We start from the raw sequence: 25,233 nt of genomic DNA on the forward strand, positions 1-25,233 counted from the left end.
AATGGAGCTGTGGTGAAGTTGGAGTTCACGCCGGTCTGTCACACCGGAGGTCGCGGGTTCGAGTCCCGTCAGCTCCGCCATTTTTCTTAAAGAATGGCGAAGATCAATCATAAATGGCTCGGTAGCTCAGTCGGTAGAGCAGAGGACTGAAAATCCTCGTGTCGGCGGTTCGATTCCGTCCCGAGCCACCACTAATTAAATTTAACGGCGCCGGTATAGCTCAATTGGTAGAGCACCTGACTTGTAATCAGGGGGTTGTGGGTTCAAGTCCTATTGCCGGCACCACCATTGGGGTATAGCCAAGCGGTAAGGCAACGGACTTTGACTCCGTCATTCCTAGGTTCAAATCCTAGTACCCCAGCCATTTGCGAGCCATTAGCTCAGTTGGTAGAGCATCTGACTTTTAATCAGAGGGTCGAAGGTTCGAGTCCTTCATGGCTCACCAGTTTTTTTAGCTGAACAAGCAAAGCTGCGTGATAGTAATAGCAATGCCTTTTCTGTTCTAAGTAAAATGCGGGTGTGGCGGAATGGCAGACGCACCAGATTTAGGTTCTGGCGGGCAACCGTGGGGGTTCAAGTCCCTTCACCCGCACCATACTATGACAGAAAGCTTTGCCCATAGTACAAACTTTATAAAATGTAACATGCGGACGTAGCTCAATTGGTAGAGCGTCGCCTTGCCAAGGCGAAGGTCGAGGGTTCGAGACCCTTCGTCCGCTCCATTTATTTGTGCCCTTAGCTCAGCTGGATAGAGCGTTTGACTACGAATCAAAAGGTCGGGAGTTCGAATCTCTCAGGGCACGCCATATTTCATATGAAACCGAAGAGTAGGAATAGATCCTACTCTTTTTTTTATAATAACTTGTGTATTTTTTCAAATTTTAAGTATTTTTTCCTTGTATCTCCTATTTGCATCCATTACTTTAGAATTACACTGAAAGCATGGAGGAACAGCTGTTACAAACCTGCGGCAGAATATCATGGAACAGGAGTTGTATCAAGATGAACCCTATCAAATTGGAACAAGTAAATCCTGCAATAGCTAGTTTAATCGATAATATAGAAAAAGTACTGATTGGTAAACGCTCTGCGATTGAGCTGATGGTAGCGGCTGTTCTAGCGAATGGTCACGTTTTGCTCGAAGATGTACCAGGCGTTGGGAAGACCATGATGGTACGGGCATTGTCCAAATCCATCAGCGGTGATTTTAAACGTATTCAATTTACCCCTGATTTGTTGCCAACGGATGTGACAGGGGTTGCTATCTTTAATCAAAAAAGTTTGGAGTTTGAGTTCCGTCAAGGACCGATTTTTGCAAATGTCATTCTTGCAGACGAAATTAATCGGACTTCGCCGAAAACACAATCTGCACTCTTGGAAGCCATGGAAGAGCGCTCGGTAACAATTGATGGTGCTACGTATCGATTGGCAGAGCCGTTTTTTGTGATGGCTACACAAAACCCATTAGAGTATGAAGGGACTTTCCCATTACCTGAAGCTCAATTGGACCGATTTATCATGCAAGTAAGCTTGGGATATCCAACGGTAGAGGAAGAAATGCGGATGCTGTCTAGATTCTCGGCAGCGAATCCATTGGAAGAGCTTCAGCCGGTTATGACCACCGCCGAGCTTGCGGAACTCCAACGCCAGGTATCAGCGATCAAGGTATCGGAAGGAATAAAAGAATACATCGTGCGTCTATGTCATCGTACGCGTGAGCATCATCATATTTATCTAGGCGTGAGCCCGCGCGGTTCTCTTGCTCTTTTCCGGGCTGTTCAGGCGTTGGCCTTCGTCCGTGGACGTGACTATGTCATTCCAGATGACGTGAAGGAACTCGTTCCAGTAGTGTTTGCACACCGTATGATTGTGAAACCAGAAGCAAGACTGGAAGGAGCAACCGTAGATCGGGTGTTGGCTATGATCTTGTCTGAGACCCGTGTCCCGGTAAGCTAAGGCGGTGATTACAGATGAGACAGCAAAGGTGGGGTAAGCTCAAGGCGATTGCATTAGTTCTGGTCACTTATGTATTCGCAAAATTTCAAGGTGGCTTCTCAAGCTGGTTTCTTTTCTATAGTAGTTTGGTGTTTCTCCTGTATGAAATTGTCGCTTATGTACTCATGTTCACGAAGCTAGAAGTCGAGCGTGAACTAGATCGCAATCGTCTGCAGGATGGGGAAGATGTCATTGTAACGATACGTTTGCGCCGGAGGATTTGGTTTCCGCTGGGCTGGAATATGATTATGGAGCCTTTGCCGGCGAGGTTGGCTGGCGTGTATGAGCCGCATCGACAACTGATATTCCCGTGGTTCAAAAGGGAAGTCGAGTTTCGTTATGTCATACCTAATGTACCGAGGGGATACTATCGTCTCGATGAATGTGTAGTGAGCGGCGGGGATTTCTTTGGGTTTTTTGAGCGCCGCAAAGTTTATTCGATTTCTCAGGAGTTTCTCGTTTATCCAAAATACAAAGAATTGACCCATTGGGCCCTGGGTGACGGGAGCTTCAGTGGGACGGTGCATGTTTCCCATCGGCGCTCTGATGACGTTGCAGCAGTACGGGGCGTAAGAGACTATCATCGGGGCGATCGGTTGAGCCAAATTCATTGGCGAGCTTCTGCACGGGGGACGGGTCTAAAGACGAAGGAATTTGAGCATCAGGCAATGAATCAGGCTGTCTTTTTCCTTGATGTGGAGAAGGCGAGCTACCAAGGGAAGCCTGTGCACTTGTTCGAAACAGCGGTGAAGCTAGCGGCTAGTCTGATCGCTTACGCCAATCGGAATCAATACCATTATGGGCTCGTGTACAAACAAACAGATCGCATATCGATACCACCAGGTCTGTCCCATGCCCATTTCCTCAGAGTTTTTGATCAATTAGCTCGTGTCGCGCCAGAAGGACAAGAGTTATTTGCACGAATTGTGGGAAGAGAAGCATTGGAGCAGCCTCAAGGTGTCACTTTGATTATTATTACACCGCATGTAGAAAAAACGTTGATCAGTCGTTTGGTCACACTCGCTCAAAAAGGCAGACGGGTGCAGTTGTTTCTCATGCAGAACGAGTCAACGATTTCGCATGAACAAAAACAAGCGTTGCAGCTGCTTGGCGCAAACAAAGTAACATGTACGTCTATTCACATGGATGATCAAGAGTGGAAACGGATAGGAGGTGCATAGACTCATGAGCGTTTGGAGGCGTCCAACGATTTGGGAATGGGTCTTGGCCCTTTTTCTGTTCCTGATGTTACGAGAGTGGCTGATTCCTCTACAGACATTAACCGATACGGGCATTCTGTGGCCGTTTTATGCAATTGTGGGTGGAGTCATTATCATTGACCTGTTGATTCCTTATCGGTGGTTAACCCTGCCGATCAAGGCACTGGGGCTAATGGTGCTTTTGCATGCTACTTTATTTGACAAACCGTTTTTTGATTCGGAATGGATTGGTCAATTGTACGGGCAGATGATTCACGATCTTCCGTTAGCGTTTCAACAGGACTGGGCCAGCATGTCGATCTTGTCGCGGAATACAATGTTTGATCTCGTCCTGGTGCTTTTAGCGACGATGTTAACGTATCTCGTGCTGGAACAACGGCAAGGCTTATGGTTTGTCTTTTTGACGGAATTGTATTTGGCTGTATTGGATACCTTTCTCCCGTATGATGCCAGTGCAGGGGTTGTACGGACGCTGATTATTGGTTTCCTGATGCTGGCCATTAGCCATCTGATGAAGATGATGAACATGGCAACACTGGCAGGGAAGAGAAGCCGAATCATGCTCAACTCCCTCATGGCTTCGGTGTTGGTCATTATGGCTTGCATCAGCATCGGTTATGCTGCACCGAAGTCAGGACCGTCATGGCCTGATCCGATCGCCTTTTTAACAGGGAAAGGGAAAGATACCCCTGTTGGTGTGATGAAAAAAGTAGGATACGACAACAACGATGAACGGTTGGGCGGTCCTTTCCTGCAAGATAACACATTAGTGTTTATTGCAAAAACGAACGAGCACAGCTATTGGCGCGGTGACTCGAAGGACGTGTATACGGGAGTTGGCTGGGAAAAAGGCGATAGAGAGTATGAGTCAATCCTGGACCCGCAAACCTATACATGGGAGAATACGCTGTTCCAAGGGCTTGAAACAAAGAAGGTTCAAGCTACATTAGAATTTAAAGGCCCGCAGCAATTCCCGACTGTCTTTTATCAAGGTCAGCTGAAAAAGGTGAGCAATTATGCGCCACCAGAGGCAACCGTTGTTTATGACAAAATGAATCAGCAGCTCGAAGTACGGGCGGGAAAAATCAACTTGGTTCAGCTGAGTGAGAAAAACGGTCGGCCAGAGTACGGCCCCAATCCGCTTTTGCTCAAACTGAATCAATACAAGGTCGAGACAGAAGTACCGATTGTCAGTGAAAAGGCCGTGACGAATGCGGGGACGAATTATCCGGATGATATCAAAGAGCGCTACTTGCAAGTGCCAGCTTCGGTTCCTCCGCGAGTAAGAGAGCTCGCTGCAACGATTACCAAGGATGCGAAGACTCCTTATGACAAAGTGAGAGCGATCGAGAATTACTTGCGCTCAAGTGGAAAATATAAGTATGAAACGAAAGACGTTCCTGTCGCTCCAGAAGGTCAGGATTTTGTCGATCACTTCTTGTTTGACAGCCTTCGAGGGTACTGTGACCATTTTTCCACTTCGATGGCGATTATGCTTCGTACTCTGGATATCCCGACACGTTGGGTCAAGGGCTTCGCACCTGGTGAACGAGTGGGAACGGATGCGTTTAACTACGAGACTGTAGAAGTGCGCAACAAAGATGCTCACTCGTGGGTAGAGGTATACTTCCCGGGGGTCGGTTGGGTTCCGTTTGAAGCGACGAGTACATTCATGTCACCTGTTCGTTTTAATTATGATCTGGTCACTTCAAAGCCGGAGATCCCTGTTCCGTTGCCAAACCTGGCGAATCAAACGGACAGCGATCGTGGGAATGGACGTTTCAATGAACTGGAAGAGGGAGACAGCCCGGCAGGTAGTGGGATTAAAATTCCTTGGCAAGTGAACGCGGGATTGGCTGTAGTCGTTGTCGCGGCAGGAATTATCGTGTGGCGCCGCAAACAAGACATCCAGCTATGGTGGATGCGTAGGCAACTGAATCAAGAGCGAAGCAGTGAGTTCCCGGATCGGTACCATTTGCTAATGCGGATGATGGAGCGAGTCTACACACGCAGACAGCGAGGAGAAACGTTGCGGGAGTACGTGGGCAGGATGACCCTGCCGGCAGACAAGCGACAAGACCTGCGCTATTTGACGGAGCTGTACGAGCGTACCGTGTATGGCTATAAACAAATGGAACAAAATGCGAGAACAATAGCAGAGCAAATACTCGAACGGTTAATCCGTCAATTGAAGCCTTGAACAATGCCGTTCCATCTGCTAGAATGACGATCAATGAGACTCGTATAATGATCAGGAATAGGGCCTGAAAGTTTCTACCGCTAGACCGTAAATTTGGCGACTACGAGGAGAGCACATCGGATTTTTGTACATGCAAACCGCACATGTGTACACAAGCTGGGACGTTGCCTCCGTATTGTTTACCGGAGATAGCAGTCCCGGCTTTTTTGCAAATATGCGACAACTTCGCATGGCATGCCGACACTTGCACGTCCTGTATGTTACAGGAGAAGGGGGATATGATGGACAAGTCAATGGAAATGGTCGTCGTACTCGATTTCGGAGGCCAGTACAATCAGTTGATCGCGCGCCGTGTACGCGATCTGGGTGTTTATAGTGAACTGATTCCGTTCAATACACCTGTTGAAAAGATTAAAGAGATGAATCCAAAAGGGATTATTTTCTCTGGCGGACCTGCTAGCGTGTACGAAGAGGGAGCACCAACTGTAGACCCTGCAATTTTTGATCTGGGCCTGCCTGTATTGGGTATTTGCTACGGAATGCAGTTGATGAGCCATTTGACGGGCGGAAAAGTAGAACGCGCGGGTAAACGCGAGTACGGAAAAGCCGAACTGCGTATGCAGCAAAAACACGGCTTGTACGACAAATGGGATACAAGCGAAATCGTGTGGATGAGCCACTCTGACAAAGTAGTGGAGCTCCCAACCGGATTTGTCATTGATGCGGTAAGCGACAGCTGCCCGGTAGCTGCAATCAGCAACATTGAGCGCCAGCTGTACGGCGTACAGTTCCATCCAGAAGTAGTTCATACTCAAAAAGGTACAGAGTTCATCGGAAACTTCCTGTTCAACGTTTGTGGATGTGAAGCGACTTGGAGCATGACGACGTTCATCGAGGACGAGCTGGTTCGCATTCGTGAAACAGTCGGCAACAAGCAAGTACTGTGTGCGTTGAGCGGCGGTGTGGATTCTTCCGTAGTAGCAGCGCTGATTCACAAAGCGATTGGCGATCAATTGACGTGCATGTTCGTTGACCACGGTCTTCTGCGCCAAGGGGAAGCAGAAGGGGTAATGGAGACATTCGGTGAGAAATTCTCCATGAAAGTGATCAAGATCGATGCTCGCGAGCGTTTTATGAGCAAGCTCAAAGGTGTATCTGACCCAGAGCAAAAGCGCAAAATCATCGGTAACGAGTTCATTTATGTATTCGATGAGGAAGCTGCGAAGCTGACAGATATGGATTTCTTGGCACAAGGTACGCTGTACACCGATATCGTAGAGAGCGGAACAGCGACTGCACAAACGATCAAATCGCACCACAACGTAGGCGGTTTGCCAGAAGACATGAAGTTCACGTTGATTGAACCATTGAAAGCATTGTTCAAAGACGAAGTACGCAAACTGGGTACCGAGTTGGGCTTGCCAGATGAGATTGTTTGGCGTCAGCCATTCCCAGGACCAGGCCTCGGCATTCGTGTTTTGGGTGAAGTGACGGAAGAAAAACTGAAGATCGTTCGTGAATCCGATGCGATCTTGCGTGAGGAGATTGCCAAGGCAGGTCTTGATCGGGAAATCTGGCAGTACTTCACGGCTTTGCCAAACATGACGACCGTAGGTGTAATGGGAGATGTTCGTACGTATTCTTACACCGTAGGGATTCGTGCGGTAACGTCCATTGATGGTATGACTGCTGACTGGGCACGCATTCCGTGGGATGTATTGGAGAAAATCTCTGTGCGTATCGTGAATGAAGTAGACAATGTAAACCGCATTGTGTATGATGTAACGTCCAAACCACCAGCAACGATTGAGTGGGAATAGGAACAAAAAATGACTCTCTTTTATTTGCGTGATTTGCGAATAAAAGAGAGTTTTTTTATGATCAAGAATTATTTCGTTCCATACATCATGAGAAGTTTTCCATTTTCTTTTGCAAGAGCAATATAAATGACCCCGCCTAGCCATCCCGGAGGAAGCGTTCCTTCAATAATCCAAGCTTCTGCAATAGGGTTGTAGCTAATAGCGAAGGGAGTTTCCTCCAAAAACTGAGAATAGTGCTCCGATAAATAGGAGAAGATTGCCGTTGCAACTGCATGTTCATCTGTAAGCTCACCAAAAGCAAATTCATCTCCAAACCGATCTTGCTGGAGAAGAGTGTCACGATCAGCGAAATAGAGTTCAAACCTCCCAATTAAATTCTCATCATACAAATCACGTTCCACAAAGCCATATTCGATGACCTTTTCCTTTTGATGAACGTTGTGCTTGCTCTTTTTCATATCGTCGACCCGTACGGTGACTCGATTGACTCGAAGCCGGTCACGTTCTCGTTCCTGCTCCGCTATTATTTGCTCCCAAGCATCCATATAGCTCATTTTGGATCTCCTCCATCTAGTTATGAAGTATAACACAGGCCTTCTCGGGAAATATCCGGATATTAAACTCTTTTTAAAAATGAATGTTCGTATTTTCGTTGACATTCCCTATGTCACCTGATACACTTCTCAATGTGAGCAGGTAATATAGGAAGGTTCGTATATTCTTGAGATTATGGCTCAAGAGTTTCTACATGGTCGCCGTTAACGACCTGGCTACGAACAAAATGTCATCGGGATCTGATTTTGTTATTATATTTGGAATTATTCCCGAAGTGTTTTGTTTGACGGCCAGGCGCATGATAAGAGCGTCCGGGCCTTTTTTTTTGTGAAAAACGTCGACGTTTTTCGTTTACGGTCGGCAAAAAACAGTTAGACTATTTTTTGCAACAAGTTTAGTATGGGGGGACTTATAGGTGCGGAAGTATTTCGAGTTTGACAAGCTAGGCACCAATTACCGACGCGAAATCATCGCGGGTATCACTACTTTTTTGGCAATGGCATATATTTTGGCTGTCAATCCATTCATTCTCAGTGGTGCGGATCTGCCGCCAGATTTGAAAGCAAACTATCCTGCATTTGGGGCTGTCTTTACCGCAACGGCTTTGGCTGCTGCTCTCGGTACACTGTTAATGGGTATTTTTGGACGTTTGCCGATCGGTCAAGCTCCGGGAATGGGATTGAACGCATTTTTTACTTATACCGTCGTTCTGACGATGCAAATTCCTTGGCAACAGGCTTTGGCTGGCGTATTCCTTTCTTGTACGATCTTTTTGATTCTGTCCCTGACAGGGGTTCGTGAAGCGATCATCAAAGCGATTCCACAAAGCTTGAAGTACGCAGTTTCGGCAGGGATTGGACTTTTTATCGCGTTTATCGGTTTGAAAAACGCAGGTATCATCGTAGCCAATGATGCCACCTTCGTAGCGCTGGGACATCTGACCTTCTATCACGAGGGCATGAAGCCGGAAGCAATTTTGGCAGCGAAAAATGCATTGCTTGCTGTGTTTGGTCTGATCGTGACGGTCATTCTGCTTTCTCGCAAAGTCAATGCAGGTATCTTTATCGGGATGTTGATTACGGCGATTACCGGGATGTTTTTCGGACTGGTGAATTTGCCTGAGCAAGTCGTTTCTGCACCACCTAGCCTTGCTCCTACATTCGGTGCTGCGTTCCAATATCTCGGTAATCCATCCGCTTTGTTCACCGTGAACATGCTGATTGTTGTGTTGACATTCTTGTTTGTAGACTTTTTCGATGCCACAGGTACGCTCTTGGGTGTGGCGAGCCAAGCGGGGTTGCTCCGCGAAGACGGCAATTTGCCACGTCCAGGAAAAGCACTCGCTTCCGATGCAATTGCAGGTATGGCAGGTGCGGTACTCGGTACATCTACCACTACAGCTTACGTTGAGTCGACAGCAGGGGTAGCGGCAGGCGGGCGCTCTGGATTTACCGCAGTTGTAACAGGGATTATGTTCCTGCTGGCGTTGTTCTTCTCACCGCTTCTTGCGATTGTCACACCTGCGGTTACGGCACCAGCGCTCATTATCGTCGGTGTTCTGATGGCTTCTCACATTGCAAAAGTGGCTTGGGATGACCTGGATGAAGCATTCCCTGCATTCCTGACCATTTTGTTGATGCCATTGACTTACAGTATTGCAACAGGTATTGCGACAGGCTTCATCGTTTATCCGGTGATGAAGGTAATGAAGGGCAAGGCTCGCGAAGTGCATCCCGCGATGTATGTGCTGTTCTTCGTCTTCCTGGCGTACTTCATCTGGTTGCGCGAATAGGATTATTTGGGAATGAGGCTCTTCGTCTACTGGACGGGGAGCTTTTTTTGCGCTATGATAGGAAAAATCTTTTTTCACGGAAGGATGGACCGATTCCCATGACAGGTCTAAACATGTTCCTTCAACAGCATCACCACACGTAGAGCGTTTGTATCTTCGGAAATTTTTCCGCAGGTGCAAGCGCTTCTTGTGCTTCGTGCCTGCGGTGGTGCATTTAGGAAGCCATGCGGGCAAGAAGTTGCCTTGCATGGCTTTTTTGGTTTTCTCAATCTGATAAAAGAAAGGGTGTTATTCATGGAAAACGAAGTATTAAAAACGGTAAAAGGCACAAAAGATTTCATGCCGCAGGAGCAGATGCAACGAAACTGGATACGACGGACGCTCGAGGCTGTATTTGAGACATACGGCTGTAAGCCATTGGAGACGCCTATGTTGCAGCACTACGAATTGCTGGCATCCAAGTACGGCGGCGGGGATGAGATCTTGAAGGAAGTGTATCGTTTGAACGATCAAGGAGATAGAGAACTCGGCCTGCGGTATGATTTGACTGTACCGTTGACAAAGGTAGTGGGCATGAATCCTGAGATGCGGATGCCGTTCAAGCGGTATGAGATCGGAAAAGTATTTCGGGACGGCCCAGTAAAAACCGGACGTTTGCGCGAATTTATTCAATGCGATGTCGATATCGTGGGAACCACATCGGTGCTGGCTGAAGCAGAATTGCTCAGTATGGCTTTTGAGGCATTCAAGCGGTTGGGGCTCGACGTGTACATTGAGGTCAACAACCGCAAGCTGTTATCTGGGGTGCTTCAGGAGCTGGGAGTTCCCGTAGAGCAGGCCGGGGATGTCATGCTGTCGCTGGATAAGCTCGAGAAAATCGGCGTGGACGGAGTGCGTGATGACTTGCGGGAGCGAAACGTCGAGGAGTCACTCGTGTTGGCCACAACGTCTTTCCTGCAAGAAGGTGAGATTACGCTGGATCTGTTGACAGAGCGCTTTACATCCCCGCTAGTTCAGGAAGGGATTCGGGAGCTCCGTGAAATGCTTGCTTATGTAACAGGAGCGGGTGTGAAGGGTGAGCTTCGTTTCTCGCCATTTTTAGCAAGAGGTTTAGGGATCTACACAGGGATTGTGTATGAGATCTTTTTGCAGGATGGAAGTATGACGTCCAGTATCGGTAGTGGGGGACGTTACGATCAGATTATCGGTCGGCTTTTGGATGATGAAAGAGAGTATCCTGCTGTAGGGATTTCGTTTGGATTGGATGTCATTCTTGCAGCGCTGGCAAATCGCAACACGGAGGAGCAGAGAGCTGCCGATGTACTCGTCATTGCCCTCGGGACGGAAGCATCCAGTCTTGGCCTGGCCAATCGATTGCGCGAGAGCGGCATTAGAGTCGAGCTGGAGCTGACTGGTAGACGACTGAAAAAAGCACTCGATTATGCAAACAAGGAAGGCTTTGCTTTTGCCTTGATCTATGGGGAAAACGAAGTGAACAGTGGGCAGGTCGTCGTAAGAGATATGCGAGAGGGAACAGAACAGCCGGTTCCTTTGGAGTTGGTTGAAAAGTGGCTGTCCGACAAGCTATCAGGGTAAAGAGGAAAGATAGTCTTTTTCTTCCATTTTTTGTACAGTAGAGAAAAGGGGGAGATGGCGTGAAGAAATGGGTCTCACTGGTCGGTTGTAGCTTATTGTTTTTGACGTGGATGTTGCCTGTAAATGCTGAGGAGGGTACTGCGCTTACGCGTAAACCCCTCTATCAGGCGGATGTGCGAATTGATCCAATCAAGAAGGAAGTAGCAGGAACCGTAACGATTGCCTTTTGGCCAAAAGACCCTACTCGTGCCTATCTCCATCTTTACCCGAACGTATTTACAGAAGAGCATCAAGGCATGCTATGGGAGGAACTTTTAGGCAATGGCCCAACGCTTGGCACATACACTAATAAAAAGCTACTGGTCGATGGCATTGCGGTTGCCAGTAAACAGACGAAAGACCTGAACATATTCGAAGTGCCTCTAGAAGGACAGATGGGCCCACGAACGATCGTGATGGAGTTCGAGATGATTCTTCCGCGAAACGACGGCAGGATGTCGTACGATGACCACTCACTCTGGCTGGGGAACTGGCTCCCGGTTCTTGCGGTGTACGACAAGGAAGGCTGGCATCTCGATCCGTACGAGCCTGTCGGTGATCCATTTTATAGTGAGAACGCAGATTATGAGGTGAACGTAACGCTGCCAAAAGAGTATCAGCTGGCGAGCACAGCGCCTGATATGGCTGCGAAACAGGTTTCTACTCGTGAGGGAGAAAAGACGATACAGCTCGGTGCAGAAAATGTGAGGGATTTTGCCCTCGTCGTTATGGATGCCTCCTATCAGCGAACGGAAACAAAGGTGGGCGAAACAGTCGTTCGAACATGGTGGCGGAAAACAGATGATCCGGAAACTGCTGAGCAGATTCATGAAGCAGCAGCGAAGTCTCTGGCCTATTTTCATCATCAATTGGGCGCCTACCCCTATACCGAATACGATGTGGTAAGAACCGGTGGCGCAATAAATGGAATGGAGTACCCAGCATTGGTCTTTCTCGACGGGCGTCATTTCTTTTCAGGGGAAGAAACAGGTATTGTCACGGTTGTCCATGAGACGGCACATCAGTGGTTTTACGGATTACTCGGAAATAATCAGGTAAAGGAAGCATGGCTGGATGAGGGATTCACAGAGTACGTGACACTCTCATACTTATCTCAGCAAGACCCGCTGTTGGGAGCAGAACGGGTACGCAGACGGCTGGGGCAGGGCACCTCTGTTCAGTATTACGTGGCAGAGGAACAACGTCCTTGGCAAGCGCTGTCTGCATTTCCTAATAATCAAAGTTATAGCGATCTCGTTTATTCCCGTACGTCCTCGATGCTGTGGCTATTGCAGGGAGCGTGGGGGGAAGAAAGGGTACATGACGTTTTAAAGCAGTATGTCGAGAAGTATCGTTATCAGGTGGTGACCGGAAAGGAATGGGGAGCCTTTCTATCTGAGATGGCCGGAGAAGATGCGGGCGCTTTCTTGGACTATTGGTTGAAAGTAGACATGTCCCAGCAGGAACAGGCAGCTGCTTGGCTGGAGCGCCAACGACTCAAGCATCAGAAGAAGTAATCGAAGGCAGGGGATCACGATGTGGCGGAAGCATTGGGTGGTCATCGTCGCAGTAGGAGTCGTTTTGACTGTATTCTTGAACATCCGGCCTTGGACAGGGCAGGCTGGCGTAGATGCTCAGGAGATTGTGCCGATTGGTCACAAGCAGGCTGCAGTCACTTACAAGGCCGACGTACAAATCGATATGAACAAGCACGTGGTGAAAGGCATGCTGATGGCTCGTTTTGTCCCCCAAGATGACCAAGCTTTTTTTCATTTATATCCCAATGCTTTCTCTGCAAATGCTGCTCTCAGTGGAGAGAATTGGGAGGCTGTGCTGGGCAAACAGCGTGAGCCTGGCGGTATCAGGATAAACGAAGTACGAGTAAACGGAAAAAGTGTCGGCGTACAGTATGCAGGAAAGACCAATATGCTTTTACAAGTGCCCCTTCCTGCAAGAACTTCGAACGCTGAGACGGTGGTGGAGATGAATTTTCAGCTCGAGGTTCCTTTTAACAATGGGCGAATGTCTTACCATGATCATGCGATGTGGCTAGGCAATTGGCTGCCGATCCTGGCGGTCAAGGATGCAGGAGGCTGGCGGCTCGATCCTTATTCCGCGATAGGCGATCCTTTTTACTCGGAAGTGGCGAATTATCATTTACGTGTGCAGTTATCAGAGGGGTACCAGCTTGCTACGAGTGGATTGGAGAGCGTGGCTGTCATCACCGAGACGAGACCGCAACGGTTAAAAATCTATGAGGTGGACGCATGGAACGTTCGTGATTTTGCTCTTGTTGTCATGGACGATACGTACCAGCCTATATCTGGCAAGGTCGGAGAAACCATCGTACGTACATGGGTGCAGATAAGTGATGACCCGCAAAACGTAGAACGAATCCATGAGACTGCCAGGGAGTCTCTCGACTATTACGGAAAACAGTTCGGAGTGTATCCGTATAAGGAATACGATGTTGTCAAAACAGGCGGCTTCTTTGGAGGCATGGAATACCCGGGCCTCGTTTTTATTGCCCAGGAGTATTTTGACCGTAGAGATTCTATGGGGGAAGCGATCGTAGCGCATGAGACGGCACATCAGTGGTTTTACGGGTTGGTCGGAAACGACGAGGTGCGAGAGGCGTGGCTGGATGAGGGGCTGACAGATTATGCGACGATGGTATTTTTGCAGCAAAAGTCTCCCTCGCGTTCACAAGCGTATATTCAGATGCGGCTAGGCCAAGCACGTGCAGCGGAAGGATATGCGAACCAAGGAGTCAATGCAAAGTCGTCCGTGGAGGCTTTTCCAGACTGGAGGAGCTACAATGACCTCGTCTATGGGCGAGCGGGTGCCATGTGGTGGAACTTGAAAGAAAAATGGGGAGTCGAACGACTGCATCAGGTGTTGCGTCAATATGTACGAGATCATCAATACAAGCAGGCGAACGGGGAGCAAATCAACTTGCTATTGACCACAGCTGCCGGGGCGGATGCCAGTCCCTATTTGGATTATTGGCTTCAGGTCGAGCTAGAGAAAGCCGAAGCGGCCAACGATTGGGTAGAAAAAGGCAAACACGAATAATTTTTGATTTATCATTTTAAAATGTTCGGAAACGAGGTTGACAGGCAAACTTTCTCCCTGCTACACTGAATACGTTGAGAGAAAACGAGTTCGAATAGCCCAGGCGATGAGAGCGGCGCGAAAAGCCGTTAGTCGGTTGGGTTTTCTTCTGATGATACAAAACGTAGGGGGCGAATGGTTCATGCTACAGCCTTTGGTAGGAGTCATTATGGGCAGTACGTCAGACTGGGAAACAATGAAGGAAGCTTGCGCAATTTTGGACGAATTGCAGGTGCCGTACGAAAAGAAGGTCGTGTCTGCACACAGAACGCCAGACTTGATGTTTACGTATGCCGAGACCGCTAAAAGCCGCGGCTTGGAGGTCATTATTGCAGGTGCGGGCGGAGCAGCCCATTTGCCAGGCATGGTGGCTGCTAAGACAGAGTTGCCTGTCATTGGTGTACCGGTGAAATCATCCAACTTGAATGGTCTCGACTCGCTTTTGTCGATTGTGCAAATGCCAGGGGGCGTGCCTGTGGCGACGGTTGCGATCGGAAAAGCTGGAGCTATCAATGCAGGGTTATTGGCTGCGCAAATTTTGGGGATCAAATATCCAGACGTACAAGAGCGGTTCGTGCAAAGACGTGATGATGTACGCAATAAGGTGCTGGAGGCTAGTGAACTCGAATGACAACCAAAGACCGTAAGCAAATCAAACCAGGATCGACCCTAGGAATACTCGGCGGAGGACAGCTTGGACGGATGATTGCTCTTGCGGGACGAGCTATGGGCTACCGCTTTGTCACAATGGACCCAACAGCAGACGCACCATGCGGCCAAACGGCTGATCGGCAAATTGTTGCCAGCTACGATGATGTAGAAGCAGCGATGCAGCTTGCCTCGGTCAGTGATGTCATCTCTTATGAATTTGAAAATGTCGATGCACAGGTGGCTGAAGTATTGGAGAGCCGCGCTTATGTACCGCAGGGAAGCCGCCTTTTGCGTATCACCCAAAACCGGATTCGGGAAAAGACCGCTATTCGCGAGATCGGCATCCCGGTTGCCCCGTTTTGTGTCGTGAACAGCTTGGAGGATTTGCAGGAAGCTGTGCGTGAACTGGGGCTGCCTGCTGTTATGAAGACCGCAACCGGTGGCTATGACGGCAAAGGACAATGGGTATTGAGAAGCGAGGCTGAGCTGGCGGAGGCGTATGAAACGTTGTCCAAAGCAGGTGCAGAGCTCATCGTGGAACAATTTGTACCCTTCCAAATGGAGCTGTCCGTCGTTGCTGCACGCAATCCTGCGGGAGAACTGGCTGTTTTTCCTGTGTCAGAAAATATTCATCAGGAAAATATCCTGCACCTGAGCATCGTACCCGCTCGTATTTCGGCTGAAGTAGCCGCCCGCGCGGAAGAAATTGCTCGCACGATTGTAGAAAAGCTGGATGTGGTCGGACTCATTGCAGTTGAGCTGTTTTTGACTGAAGATGGTCAGCTGTATGTCAATGAATTGGCGCCGCGACCGCACAACTCCGGGCATTTTACCATGGATGCTTGTGTGACCTCGCAGTTTGAGCAGCATGTTCGGGCGGTTTGCAATCTGCCTTTGGGATCTACAGAGTTGCTCTCGAGCGTCGTGATGGTTAATATTTTGGGAGAGCATCTACAGCCTGTCATCGATCAGATCGACAAGCTGCCGCGTACAGCCAAGCTCCATTTGTACGGAAAAGCAGAGAGCAAGGCCAAGCGGAAAATGGGGCATATCAATGTGCTCGCCCCTACTGTAGAAGAAGCGCTCACCCTGATTGATGAGCTGAAAATCTGGACGAATACATCGGAGGTATTATCATGATCGAACGTTATTCCCGACCGGAAATGCGCGCCATTTGGACGGAAGAAAACAAATTCAAAGCGTGGCTGGAAGTAGAAATTCTCGCGTGTGAAGCATGGTCCAAGCTGGGCGTCATTCCTGAGGAAGACGTGAAAAAGCTGTGGGATAAAGCTACTTTTGACATCAACAGAATCTATGAGATCGAAGAAGAGACACGCCATGATGTGGTGGCGTTTACCCGTGCGGTATCGGAAACCTTGGGTGAAGAAAAGAAGTGGGTGCATTACGGACTGACTTCTACCGATGTGGTGGATACTGCTCTGTCTTACCTGCTGCGTCAGGCGAACGAAATTTTGGAAAAGGATATCCAAGACTTCATCGAGATTTTGGCAGACAAAGCTCGTGAGCACAAGGATACGGTTTGCATGGGCAGAACGCATGGCGTACATGCGGAGCCTACGACTTTTGGCTTGAAGCTGGCCCTGTGGTATGAAGAAATGAAGCGTAACCTGGCTCGTTTTCAGGCTGCGAAAAAAGAAGTGGCGTACGGCAAAATCTCTGGCGCAGTTGGCACATACGCAAACATCGATCCGTTCGTGGAAGCGTACGTGTGCGAGAAGCTGGGACTGTCTGCAGCGCCTATTTCTACTCAAACCTTGCAGCGTGATCGCCATGCCGAGTACATGGCGACATTGGCACTGATCGCAACTTCTTTGGAGAAATTCGCAACAGAGATTCGCGGTCTGCAAAAGAGCGAAATGCGCGAGGTGGAAGAAGCATTTGCCAAAGGCCAAAAAGGTTCTTCTGCAATGCCACACAAGCGCAACCCAATCGGAAGCGAAAATATTTGCGGACTGGCTCGTGTCATCCGCGGTCACATGCTCACTTCCTATGAAAATGTTTCCCTTTGGCATGAGCGGGATATTTCCCACTCCTCTGCGGAGCGCGTGATTTTGCCAGATGCGACGCAAGCATTGAACTACATGCTGCGCCGTTTCATGAACATCGTGAAAAACTTGACGGTGTTCCCTGAGAACATGAAGCGCAATATGGACCGTACCTTTGGATTGATCTACTCGCAGCAAGTGATGCTCAAGCTGATCGAAAAAGGCATGAGCCGCGAGCAAGCCTATGATACGGTACAGCCTCGTGCGATGCAGGCGTGGGAAGAGCAACGCTCCTTCCGTGCGATCGTCGATGAGGATGCGACTGTTAGCTCTACACTATCCAAGGAAGAGCTGGATGAGTGCTTTGACTACCGTTACCACTTGAAGCATGTGGATACGATTTTCCAACGTCTTGGATTGATTTAAATGCAAGTGCCCTCGAATTTTTCGGGGGCGTTTCTTTTTATATAGTAGCCTCGGTGGGGGAGAAGCTTTTTAAGAACCCTGAAAGTGAGTTCAAGACTACCTTCAATTGTCAATGAGCGGTCAAGCGGTTACTATTATTGGAAACTCATTCCGATATAAGGAGGACTACTATGAATCCACTACTTCTCTCTTTTCCGGAACAATTTGAAACTCAGCGATTATTGATTAGAGCACCGCAATGGGGTGATGGTCAATTTGTAAATGAAGCCATACGTGAAAGTGTAAATGAGATGCGCCCATGGCTTCCGTTTGTAAAAAACCTCCCATCTATTGACGATTCAGAAGCCTACGTACGTAAAGCCAGGATCAATTTTCTAGAGCGCACAGACTTAGTGCTACATATATTCGAAAAGAATACAGGGCAGTTTGTGGGCAGTAGTGGGCTCCATCGCTTTGATTGGAATGTACGAAAATTTGAAATTGGATATTGGCTACGCACATCGCGTACTGGTGAGGGTCTAATGACAGAGGCAGTAAAAGGTATCGTTGCCTTTGCCATTTATGAATTGGAAGCAAACCGCCTTGAAATTCGCTGTGATACTCGGAATAACGCAAGTATAGCTGTAGCTAAGAAGGTAGGTTTTACGTTGGAGGGTACTTTACGCAATGTTAACCTAAATGACTCAGGAGAACTGACTGATACCCATATCTTTTCATTAGCAAAAGGTTATGAATATCATTTATAACTGAGTTAACGTCTTCCCTCCACCAAAACGCTTTTAAAGACAACTTAAAAAATTTCTTAAGAAATTTTTTAAGATTTCTTTTGAAAGTTGTAACCGAAATGATACCCCTTTCGTACCTACTTGTGCGAGCTTACAACGAGCCCATAAGTACCTTACAAAAGTGTAAGCTTCCTGAAATATAACTCGATGGTTCCTGCTTCGTTTCGACCGTACAATGAAATCAATTCATACGGATCACGAAACGGGAGATCGATTATGACAACAGCAATCATGTATCCAAAATTAAATCACCAACAAATTTACGAAGATTACTCTGCTAAAATATATCGCTATTTCCGCTACCGGGTAAAAAATGTCTGGGATGTGGAAGACCTGACAACGACTGTGTTTATCAAGGTGTACTCCAAGCTTGAGCAGTACGATGGCCGCCATCCATTTGGCGCCTGGATTTTCCGAATTGCGCACAATGCTTTGATTGACTACATGCGCAAGAAGCGGGAGAGTCCGGTCGATCAGGACACATTTAGCAATATGGTCGCAACAGATAAGCTGCCAGAGGAGCATCTTCTGAATCAGGAGACAACCGAGGGCTTGTGGGATAAGGTGCACACGCTGACAAAGGATCAGCGCAACGTGATCGCTCTGCGCTATCTCGGAGATTTGCGAATGAATGAGATCGCGGAAATCTTGGGCAAGACAGAGGCTTCGGTGAAAATCCTGCACTTCCGCGGGATTAAGAAGCTGCAGCAATTGATGACAGAACAAGCATAAGGGGGGACAACAGTCCTTCCTTTTTTTGCTATGTGGCTGTAGTGGAGAGAAGAATATTTCCATGCTAGGCTCCAGGCTCCGTCCTGCTGGGGGTTAAGACTGTCCGCTCCGAAGGGATTCGCGGGGAAACGCAAAAGTGGTAGCCGCTACGCCGTATGGGCACGGTTGCGTTTCTGTTGCCCGCGAATCCCTTCTCCGCTTGGTAGGACTCCACAAGTCGCTACGCCTGGAAATATTCTTCTCTGTCGTTACTGATGGCATTCTTACATTCTTTTAAGGTATTTAAAAACCGATCAACATGGAAAGCTCGTAGAGGAAACAGGAGAAAACAGCGAAGATCTTAGGGACACCGACCGAGACGCAATGCAAAAAGCGAAACACGCCCTTAAGCGTCCACCTCTGAAACACATCCTGAAAGGACAACTTTGGACGCGGTTTCGCTTTTTGCATGGAGTCGTGCAGTCAATCCCCCAGGGGGTGGCCCTAGAAGCTAAGCGTTTTCTCCTGTTTCCTCCCCTCCACTACAGCAACATACAAGTCTTTTTTTCATTCGACTTCTAAATAAGAGAAATGCCAAACCTTGGCGTAGTCTAGTTTTCTAATGGTATAGTAAAGAATAAAATGGAGGAGACTCAAGACGAGAGGAGTATGAGTGATGTCCACAATTATGATTGTAGAAGACGACCCGAAAATCAACCAGCTGCTACAAGAGCAACTGGAAAAATACGGATTCCAGACAGTCAATGTTGAACATTTCGATAGAGTCATGGAGGTATTTACCCAATCGCGTCCTGATTTGGTTCTGTTGGATGTGAATCTACCGAAATTTGACGGATTTTATTGGTGCCGGCAAATGCGCCAGGAGTCCAACTGCCCGATCCTGTTCATCTCTGCACGAGAAAGTAAAATGGACCAGGTGATGGCCTTGGAAAATGGGGCTGATGACTATATCACAAAGCCATTTGACTACGATGTGGTTTTGGCCAAAATCCGCAGTCAGCTACGTCGGGCTTACGGACAATATGCTCCGCAAGAAGGGGAGCGTACAGTTGAAGTAGCGGGGCTCAAGCTGTTTTTGGAGCGAATGGAGCTGTCCATGTACGAGACCAAAATCGAGCTGAGCAAAAAGGAAGCGTTACTGCTCGAAGCCTTGATGAATCAACATCCACGTGTCGTCAGCCGTGAGCGTTTGCTAGAAAAGCTGTGGGATGAGCAGTTTGTCGATGAAAACACGCTGAATGTCTACATCACACGCGTGCGCGGCAAGCTGAAGGACCTAGGCTTAGAGGGAGCTGTCGAGACTGTTCGCGGTTCTGGTTATCGCTTGCGGGCGACTTGGGAGGAAGGGCAATGAAGCTGTTCCTTCGTGATCAATGGCCATTCGCAGCGTTTTTTCTCGTCCAATTGATCTTATTAATTATGATTTTTGCGCTGGATGGGTACTGGAATGAATCATTGATGATCTACGTCATGTTTTTATCTATTTTTTTCGCGGGGGCTTTTCTCGTCGTCCGTTATTTGTCTCACCGCACAATCTATCAGCGACTGAGCAAGCCGGTAGAGTCATTAGAGGAGCTGACCCAGACATACGGGAATTCACCGCTGTGCCGAGCGATGGATGACATCAGTCAGGAGCAGTACCGGCTCTACAAAGAACAGCTTCATGCCTATGAAAACAAGCAACGGGACCATACGACGTTTATTCAGCAATGGGTTCATCAGATGAAGACGCCGATTTCGGTTATTCATCTGTTGCTGCAAAATGAAGACGATCCAACAGCTGAGAGCGTTCGTGAAGAAGTGGACCGGATCAAGCGTGGACTAGAAACAGTACTGTACATAGCTCGCCTCGACCGATTTGAACAGGACTTCCTGATTGAGCCCGTAACACTGCGTTCCTTGGTGCAAAATGTGTTGGCTGAAAACAAGCGGCTGTTTATTCGCAACCAAGTGTATCCCGAGGTAAAAGTGGATGAAAATTGGCGAGTAGAATCGGACGATAAGTGGCTTGCTTTTGTCCTCAACCAATTGTTGACGAATGCCGTTCGTTATTCAGCAGGGAAAAGCAACAAGGTCACGATTCGTGCGTATGAACGCGGAGCACATGCCATACTGGAAGTGCAGGATTATGGAATCGGGATCCCCGCCGAAGATATTCACCGCGTATTCAAGCCGTATTTTACGGGAGAAAACGGGCGTAAATACCCTGAGTCCACCGGGATGGGACTGTACTTGGTGAAAGAAATTTGCGGTCGGCTCCATCATGGGGTGGAGATGGAATCAGAAGTGGGCGAGGGGACAACCGTACGTATTGTCTTGTCTGCCATCGTCCCAACCTTACAAGAAAGTAAGATAGCTGAAAGTTAATTCGATAGCTGGACTATGCGCACTTCCGTATAGTTGAATTTGGAAGTGCAAGAAAGGGGAATGGCGCATGGAAATGCTTGCTGTAAATAGCTTAAGTAAAATATACGGGGGCAAGGTAACCTACCGCGCGCTGACCGATATCGATTTTTCGATTCGCAAGGGCGAATTCGTCGGTATCATGGGCCCCTCAGGCAGTGGCAAGACTACGCTATTAAACATGATCTCCACCATTGATACACCAACCTCTGGTGCGGTTCTTTTGAACGGTACGAATCCGCATCATTTAAAAAAAGATAAACTGGCTCTGTTTCGTCGCCGTGAGCTCGGCTTTGTATTTCAAGATTTTAACCTCTTGGACACGTTGACGATTGGGGAAAATATCGTGTTACCGCTGACGCTGGACAATGAGAAAGTAGCGGTCATGGAAGAAAAGCTGCAAAGCGTTGCGGAGAAGCTAGGGATTCAGGACATATTGGAAAAGCGGACCTTCGAGGTATCTGGGGGGCAACGTCAACGGACGGCAATTGCTAGGGCGATCATTCATTCCCCGTCGCTTTTGCTCGCTGACGAGCCGACAGGAAATCTTGATTCCAAGTCTTCGCGCAATGTGATGGAGACACTGGAAGCGATCAATAAGAGAGATAATACCACCATGATGATGGTGACGCATGATGCTTTGGCGGCCAGCTATTGCCATCGGGTGATTTTTATTAAAGACGGCCAACTCCATAACGAGATGTATCGGGGTGAGAGTCGACAGGTATTCTTCCAGAAAATTATTGACTCATTGTCGTTTTTGGGAGGGAACACCTATGACCTTTCGACAATTCGCGTGTAATAACGTTCTACGAAATAAGCGTATGTACGCTGCATTTTTCATGAGTAGCGTTTTTTCTGTCCTCATTTTTTTCGTCTATGCGATGTTCATTTTTCATCCTGAAATTATCGGGCAGGAGATTCATGAATCCGTAGCCACTGGTATGATGGCGGCTGAGTACGTCATTTTTCTGTTCTCCTTCTTTTTTCTCTTTTATTGTGTCGGTGCTTTTCTGAAAAAGAGGGAGAAGGAGTTCGGCATCCTTTTTATCCAAGGGATGACACCGTTACAGCGGAACATGCTGATTTTTATGGAAAACATGCTGATTGGCATTGTTTCGATTGCCATCGGGATTGGGGTCGGGCTGGTTCTCGCCAAGCTGTTTTTTCAATTCGCGGGATTTTTGCTTGCTGTAAAAGCACTCGGGTTTTACTTCCCGTGGAAAGCGATCGGTTTGACAGTGGTGGCGTTTCTCATCTTGTATGCAGCCATTTCGCTATTTACGGTCCTCGTGCTGCGAAGCCGCAGTCTGTTGGATCTGTTGCAAGGAAGCGGTCGTCCTAAGCGCGAGCCGAGGGCGTCGCTAGTGCTGTCTCTGGTCGCGGTAGCTTTGTTAGGAATGAGCTATGCCTTAGCCCTCACTGCTGACGGCGTGAATGTGCTCGTGCTGATGCTTCCGGTCATTGCGCTGACGACTGTAGGAACGTACCTGTTGTTTACTCAGCTGAGCGTCATCTTCATCGATTTTCTAAAGAAGCGTCGAACTTTTTATTGGAAACGTACGAATCTCCTGACGCTCTCTGATCTGGCCTATCGAATGAAGGATAATGCCCGGATGTTCTTTTTGGTCAGCATCGTCTCTACCGTTGCTTTTTGTGCGATTGGCACGCTGGCAGCTTTGGCTGGGTCGATTCAGATTACGGTGATGAAAATCAATCCGTTCGCATTTGAATACCAGTCCAAACAAAGTGATGTGGAGAGGGCCAAGCATCTGTCGTTAATTGAAACGAGCTTGCAGCAGGGAGGCTTTTCCTTTGAAAAATATCAAGTAGCAATGCGGGTTTTGCCCGAACCGATTAATGAGGAAAAGATCGGAGTAGTCAAGCTGTCCGACTATAACAGGCTGGCGGTAGCGTCTCACTCGCCTGAGCTGCAAATGACGAATGACGAGGTGTTCGTCATGCTCAACTGGATTGGCGATTCGGTAGCGAGCAAGACTCTTCAGGTGGGAAATGCACAGCTGGCAGTCAAAACAGACACGAATATGACTCCGTTGATTAAGGGGCTCGAATTTGAGCGTTTGGCTGTCGTGCCGAATCAGGTGTACGACCAGCTTCCAAAAGCGAAGGAAGAACAGCGCTTTGTATACGAGGTGCCAAGATGGAAGGAAACCCAGGATCTTAGTCTCAAGCTTCAGGATGAGATTAGTCATTTCGACGAAAATTATTCGTTTTCAGCTCGTGCACCCTACTACCACACCATGAAACAAATGGCGAACATGGCACTCTTTATCGGGTTATTTGTAGGCGTGTTGTTCTTTGTAGCTGCAGCAAGCTTTCTCTATTTCCGTTTGTATACGGATCTGGAATACGACAAGAGGCATTATGGGTCGCTTTCCAAGATTGGACTCACGGATGCGGAGTTGACGCGGATCGTTACGACCCAGATTGCCCTGTTGTTCTTCGTGCCGATTGTGGTGGCCATTATTCACAGCATGGTGGCGTTCGTGTCCCTGCAAAGCTTGTTGAAGCTCATCCTTGTCGCGTCTGTGTTCAAGCCGACTGCGATTGTGTTATGCAGCTTCGTCGTTGTTCAAGGTGTGTATTTCTGGATCATTCGAAACCGTTACTTGTTCCATTTAAAGCAATCAATGAATCGCTAGTGAACTTTTCCAGCATGTCCAGATGAGCAGGGACATAGGATAAAGGAGAAGGGGATGCGAGGGGGCAAGCGGATGGAACGAGAGACGTGGATGGGGCAAGCTGTACAGATTGCGTTTGAAAATGTACGTGATAAAGTAGGCGGCCCGTTTGGAGCCCTTGTCGTGAAGGATGGGCAAGTAGTTGGACGTGGACGCAATGAAGTGACGACGAGCAATGACCCGACGGCACATGCCGAAATTCAAGCCATTCGGGAAGCGTGTCGTCGTCTCGAAACCTTTCAGTTAAACGATTGTGACCTGTATACGAGCTGTGAGCCGTGTCCGATGTGTCTGGGAGCCATCTATTGGGCCAGACCGAGAAATGTCTATTATGCTTGCACGAAAGAAGATGCGGCGCATGTCGGTTTTGACGATCAGTTTATTTATGAGCAGATTGTTCTCCCTCATGAAGAGCGAAGCATTCCGTTTCGGAGAATAGATCTTCCGAACAAACGGAGTCCATTTGAAGCATGGTCTCAATCTCTGGACCGTATCGAATATTAATAGAGAGCCTCTCCTAGCGGGGAAGGCTCTTTTTTCGTTTTCTTGAAATGCGTTCAAAATGAAATTTTCAGACGAAGTATTGCGCTGTGTCTAAGATCGTATTATAGTAGCAACAATCATTATGGAATTCGACCGAATTTTATAAAATTTAGCTGTGATGAGGCTGAAAATTGTTTAAAAAAGACGAATAAAGGTGTGTTTGTATGGAGGAAACTTTCCGAAGATCACTTTATCCTGATTTAGATGACATCGACTATGGGATCATTCGAGCCTTGCAAGGAAATGCGCGCTTGCCGTTTACTCAGATTGCAAAGGACCTCGGGGTTACAGAAAAGACGATTCGCATGCGCGTCCAGCAATTGCAGGACGAAGGAGCCTTGAGTCTGGTCGGTATTGTCAATCCGGTCAAGGCAGGGTTTCATGTACAAGCGATGATTCAAGTGGCTGTGGATGCGGAAAAGCTGGACGATGTGGTTGCTGCGTTGATGGAAACCGTAGAGATTAGGCTCATCGTACTCACTTCTGGTGAATATCAGCTTTTCACACAGGTGCTCGTAACAAGTAATGAAGAATTATCGCAATTTTTACTTAAGAAGCTGCACAAGATTCCTGGCATCTCCAAAACGAATGTGATTAACGAATTGAAAATATTGAAGTCCAAGTACAACTTTATCCGCTAGTTAGGCAAGGACG

Annotated in this window: 20 protein-coding genes, 8 tRNA genes and 2 riboswitches; of the genes, 27 read left to right on the top strand and 1 reads right to left on the bottom strand. The window is 48.0% G+C overall.

Annotated features, from left to right (window positions below; translation table 11 throughout):
* Nucleotides 1–3: 3 nt before the first annotated feature.
* The 12 genes from HP570_RS19445 (at nt 4) to guaA (ending at nt 7,235) form a co-directional block, all read left to right on the top strand.
* Nucleotides 4–80, top strand: a tRNA-Asp gene (locus HP570_RS19445).
* A gap of 35 nt (nt 81–115) precedes the next feature.
* Nucleotides 116–191, top strand: a tRNA-Phe gene (locus HP570_RS19450).
* Nucleotides 192–209: 18 nt separating this feature from the next.
* Nucleotides 210–285 (top strand) — tRNA-Thr (locus HP570_RS19455).
* Between the two features lie 4 nt (nt 286–289).
* Nucleotides 290–364, top strand: a tRNA-Gln gene (locus HP570_RS19460).
* A gap of 5 nt (nt 365–369) precedes the next feature.
* Nucleotides 370–445: transfer RNA gene (locus HP570_RS19465), tRNA-Lys, on the top strand.
* Nucleotides 446–513: 68 nt separating this feature from the next.
* Nucleotides 514–595 (top strand) — tRNA-Leu (locus HP570_RS19470).
* A gap of 51 nt (nt 596–646) precedes the next feature.
* Nucleotides 647–722: transfer RNA gene (locus HP570_RS19475), tRNA-Gly, on the top strand.
* A 7-nt stretch (nt 723–729) separates the two neighbouring features.
* Nucleotides 730–806 (top strand) — tRNA-Arg (locus HP570_RS19480).
* Nucleotides 807–1,002: 196 nt separating this feature from the next.
* Nucleotides 1,003–1,956, top strand: a complete 954-nt coding sequence (locus HP570_RS19485; RefSeq protein ID WP_173626816.1) for an AAA family ATPase — start codon at nt 1,003–1,005, stop codon at nt 1,954–1,956.
* Nucleotides 1,957–1,970: 14 nt separating this feature from the next.
* The gene (locus HP570_RS19490; protein WP_142498449.1) at nt 1,971–3,176 is read left to right on the top strand and encodes a DUF58 domain-containing protein; all 1,206 of its coding nucleotides are present in this window, start codon (nt 1,971–1,973) and stop codon (nt 3,174–3,176) included.
* A 4-nt stretch (nt 3,177–3,180) separates the two neighbouring features.
* Nucleotides 3,181–5,415: a transglutaminase TgpA family protein gene (locus HP570_RS19495; RefSeq protein ID WP_173626817.1), complete on the top strand. Its 2,235-nt coding sequence runs from the start codon at nt 3,181–3,183 to the stop codon at nt 5,413–5,415.
* A gap of 20 nt (nt 5,416–5,435) precedes the next feature.
* A riboswitch (purine riboswitch) is annotated at nt 5,436–5,538 on the top strand.
* A gap of 158 nt (nt 5,539–5,696) precedes the next feature.
* The gene (gene guaA / locus HP570_RS19500) at nt 5,697–7,235 is read left to right on the top strand and encodes a glutamine-hydrolyzing GMP synthase (RefSeq protein ID WP_041749766.1); all 1,539 of its coding nucleotides are present in this window, start codon (nt 5,697–5,699) and stop codon (nt 7,233–7,235) included.
* 68 nt (nt 7,236–7,303) lie between these two features.
* Here the strand turns inward: guaA and HP570_RS19505 are convergent, their stop codons facing one another.
* Nucleotides 7,304–7,789, bottom strand: a complete 486-nt coding sequence (locus HP570_RS19505) for an NTF2 fold immunity protein (RefSeq protein ID WP_173626818.1) — start codon at nt 7,787–7,789, stop codon at nt 7,304–7,306.
* 137 nt (nt 7,790–7,926) lie between these two features.
* A riboswitch (purine riboswitch) is annotated at nt 7,927–8,028 on the top strand.
* A gap of 177 nt (nt 8,029–8,205) precedes the next feature.
* Here HP570_RS19505 and HP570_RS19510 point away from each other — a divergent pair.
* The 15 genes from HP570_RS19510 (at nt 8,206) to HP570_RS19580 (ending at nt 25,220) form a co-directional block, all read left to right on the top strand.
* Nucleotides 8,206–9,582, top strand: coding sequence for an NCS2 family permease (locus tag HP570_RS19510; RefSeq protein ID WP_142498446.1), 1,377 nt, complete (start codon nt 8,206–8,208; stop codon nt 9,580–9,582).
* Nucleotides 9,583–9,876: 294 nt separating this feature from the next.
* Nucleotides 9,877–11,178: a histidine--tRNA ligase gene (locus tag HP570_RS19515; RefSeq protein ID WP_173626819.1), complete on the top strand. Its 1,302-nt coding sequence runs from the start codon at nt 9,877–9,879 to the stop codon at nt 11,176–11,178.
* A gap of 59 nt (nt 11,179–11,237) precedes the next feature.
* The gene (locus HP570_RS19520; RefSeq protein WP_173626820.1) at nt 11,238–12,734 is read left to right on the top strand and encodes a M1 family metallopeptidase; all 1,497 of its coding nucleotides are present in this window, start codon (nt 11,238–11,240) and stop codon (nt 12,732–12,734) included.
* 19 nt (nt 12,735–12,753) lie between these two features.
* Nucleotides 12,754–14,292 carry a M1 family metallopeptidase gene (locus tag HP570_RS19525; protein ID WP_173626821.1) on the top strand — a complete coding sequence of 513 codons (1,539 nt, stop codon included), beginning with the start codon at nt 12,754–12,756 and terminating at the stop codon, nt 14,290–14,292.
* A gap of 181 nt (nt 14,293–14,473) precedes the next feature.
* Complete coding sequence (gene purE / locus HP570_RS19530; protein ID WP_012684280.1) at nt 14,474–14,962, top strand: 5-(carboxyamino)imidazole ribonucleotide mutase; 489 nt, start codon at nt 14,474–14,476, stop codon at nt 14,960–14,962.
* Entirely contained in the window at nt 14,959–16,122 is a 1,164-nt protein-coding gene (gene purK, locus HP570_RS19535; RefSeq protein WP_173626822.1) for a 5-(carboxyamino)imidazole ribonucleotide synthase, read from the top strand. Before purE ends, purK begins: the two co-directional genes overlap by 4 nt.
* Nucleotides 16,119–17,414, top strand: a complete 1,296-nt coding sequence (gene purB, locus HP570_RS19540; RefSeq protein ID WP_087341992.1) for an adenylosuccinate lyase — start codon at nt 16,119–16,121, stop codon at nt 17,412–17,414. Before purK ends, purB begins: the two co-directional genes overlap by 4 nt.
* 170 nt (nt 17,415–17,584) lie before the next feature.
* On the top strand, nt 17,585–18,160 hold the full coding sequence (locus HP570_RS19545; RefSeq protein ID WP_087341997.1) for a GNAT family N-acetyltransferase: 576 nt from the start codon (nt 17,585–17,587) through the stop codon (nt 18,158–18,160).
* 255 nt (nt 18,161–18,415) lie between these two features.
* Nucleotides 18,416–18,931: an RNA polymerase sigma factor gene (locus HP570_RS19550; protein ID WP_173607304.1), complete on the top strand. Its 516-nt coding sequence runs from the start codon at nt 18,416–18,418 to the stop codon at nt 18,929–18,931.
* Between the two features lie 655 nt (nt 18,932–19,586).
* Nucleotides 19,587–20,285: a response regulator transcription factor gene (locus HP570_RS19555; RefSeq protein WP_016740262.1), complete on the top strand. Its 699-nt coding sequence runs from the start codon at nt 19,587–19,589 to the stop codon at nt 20,283–20,285.
* Nucleotides 20,282–21,298, top strand: coding sequence for a sensor histidine kinase (locus HP570_RS19560; protein WP_012684287.1), 1,017 nt, complete (start codon nt 20,282–20,284; stop codon nt 21,296–21,298). The genes HP570_RS19555 and HP570_RS19560 overlap by 4 nt, the downstream gene beginning before the upstream one ends.
* 67 nt (nt 21,299–21,365) lie before the next feature.
* Nucleotides 21,366–22,136, top strand: a complete 771-nt coding sequence (locus HP570_RS19565) for an ABC transporter ATP-binding protein (protein ID WP_012684288.1) — start codon at nt 21,366–21,368, stop codon at nt 22,134–22,136.
* A complete protein-coding gene (locus HP570_RS19570; protein WP_142498437.1) occupies nt 22,111–23,997 on the top strand; it encodes an ABC transporter permease in 1,887 nt (628 codons plus the stop codon). The genes HP570_RS19565 and HP570_RS19570 overlap by 26 nt, the downstream gene beginning before the upstream one ends.
* Before the next feature lie 72 nt (nt 23,998–24,069).
* Nucleotides 24,070–24,540, top strand: a complete 471-nt coding sequence (locus tag HP570_RS19575; RefSeq protein WP_173626823.1) for a nucleoside deaminase — start codon at nt 24,070–24,072, stop codon at nt 24,538–24,540.
* A gap of 203 nt (nt 24,541–24,743) precedes the next feature.
* Nucleotides 24,744–25,220, top strand: a complete 477-nt coding sequence (locus tag HP570_RS19580) for an Lrp/AsnC family transcriptional regulator (RefSeq protein ID WP_012684291.1) — start codon at nt 24,744–24,746, stop codon at nt 25,218–25,220.
* Nucleotides 25,221–25,233: the final 13 nt, after the last annotated feature.

Source organism: Brevibacillus sp. RS1.1, assembly GCF_013284365.1.
GTDB classification, from domain to species: Bacteria; Bacillota; Bacilli; order Brevibacillales; family Brevibacillaceae; genus Brevibacillus; species Brevibacillus brevis_D.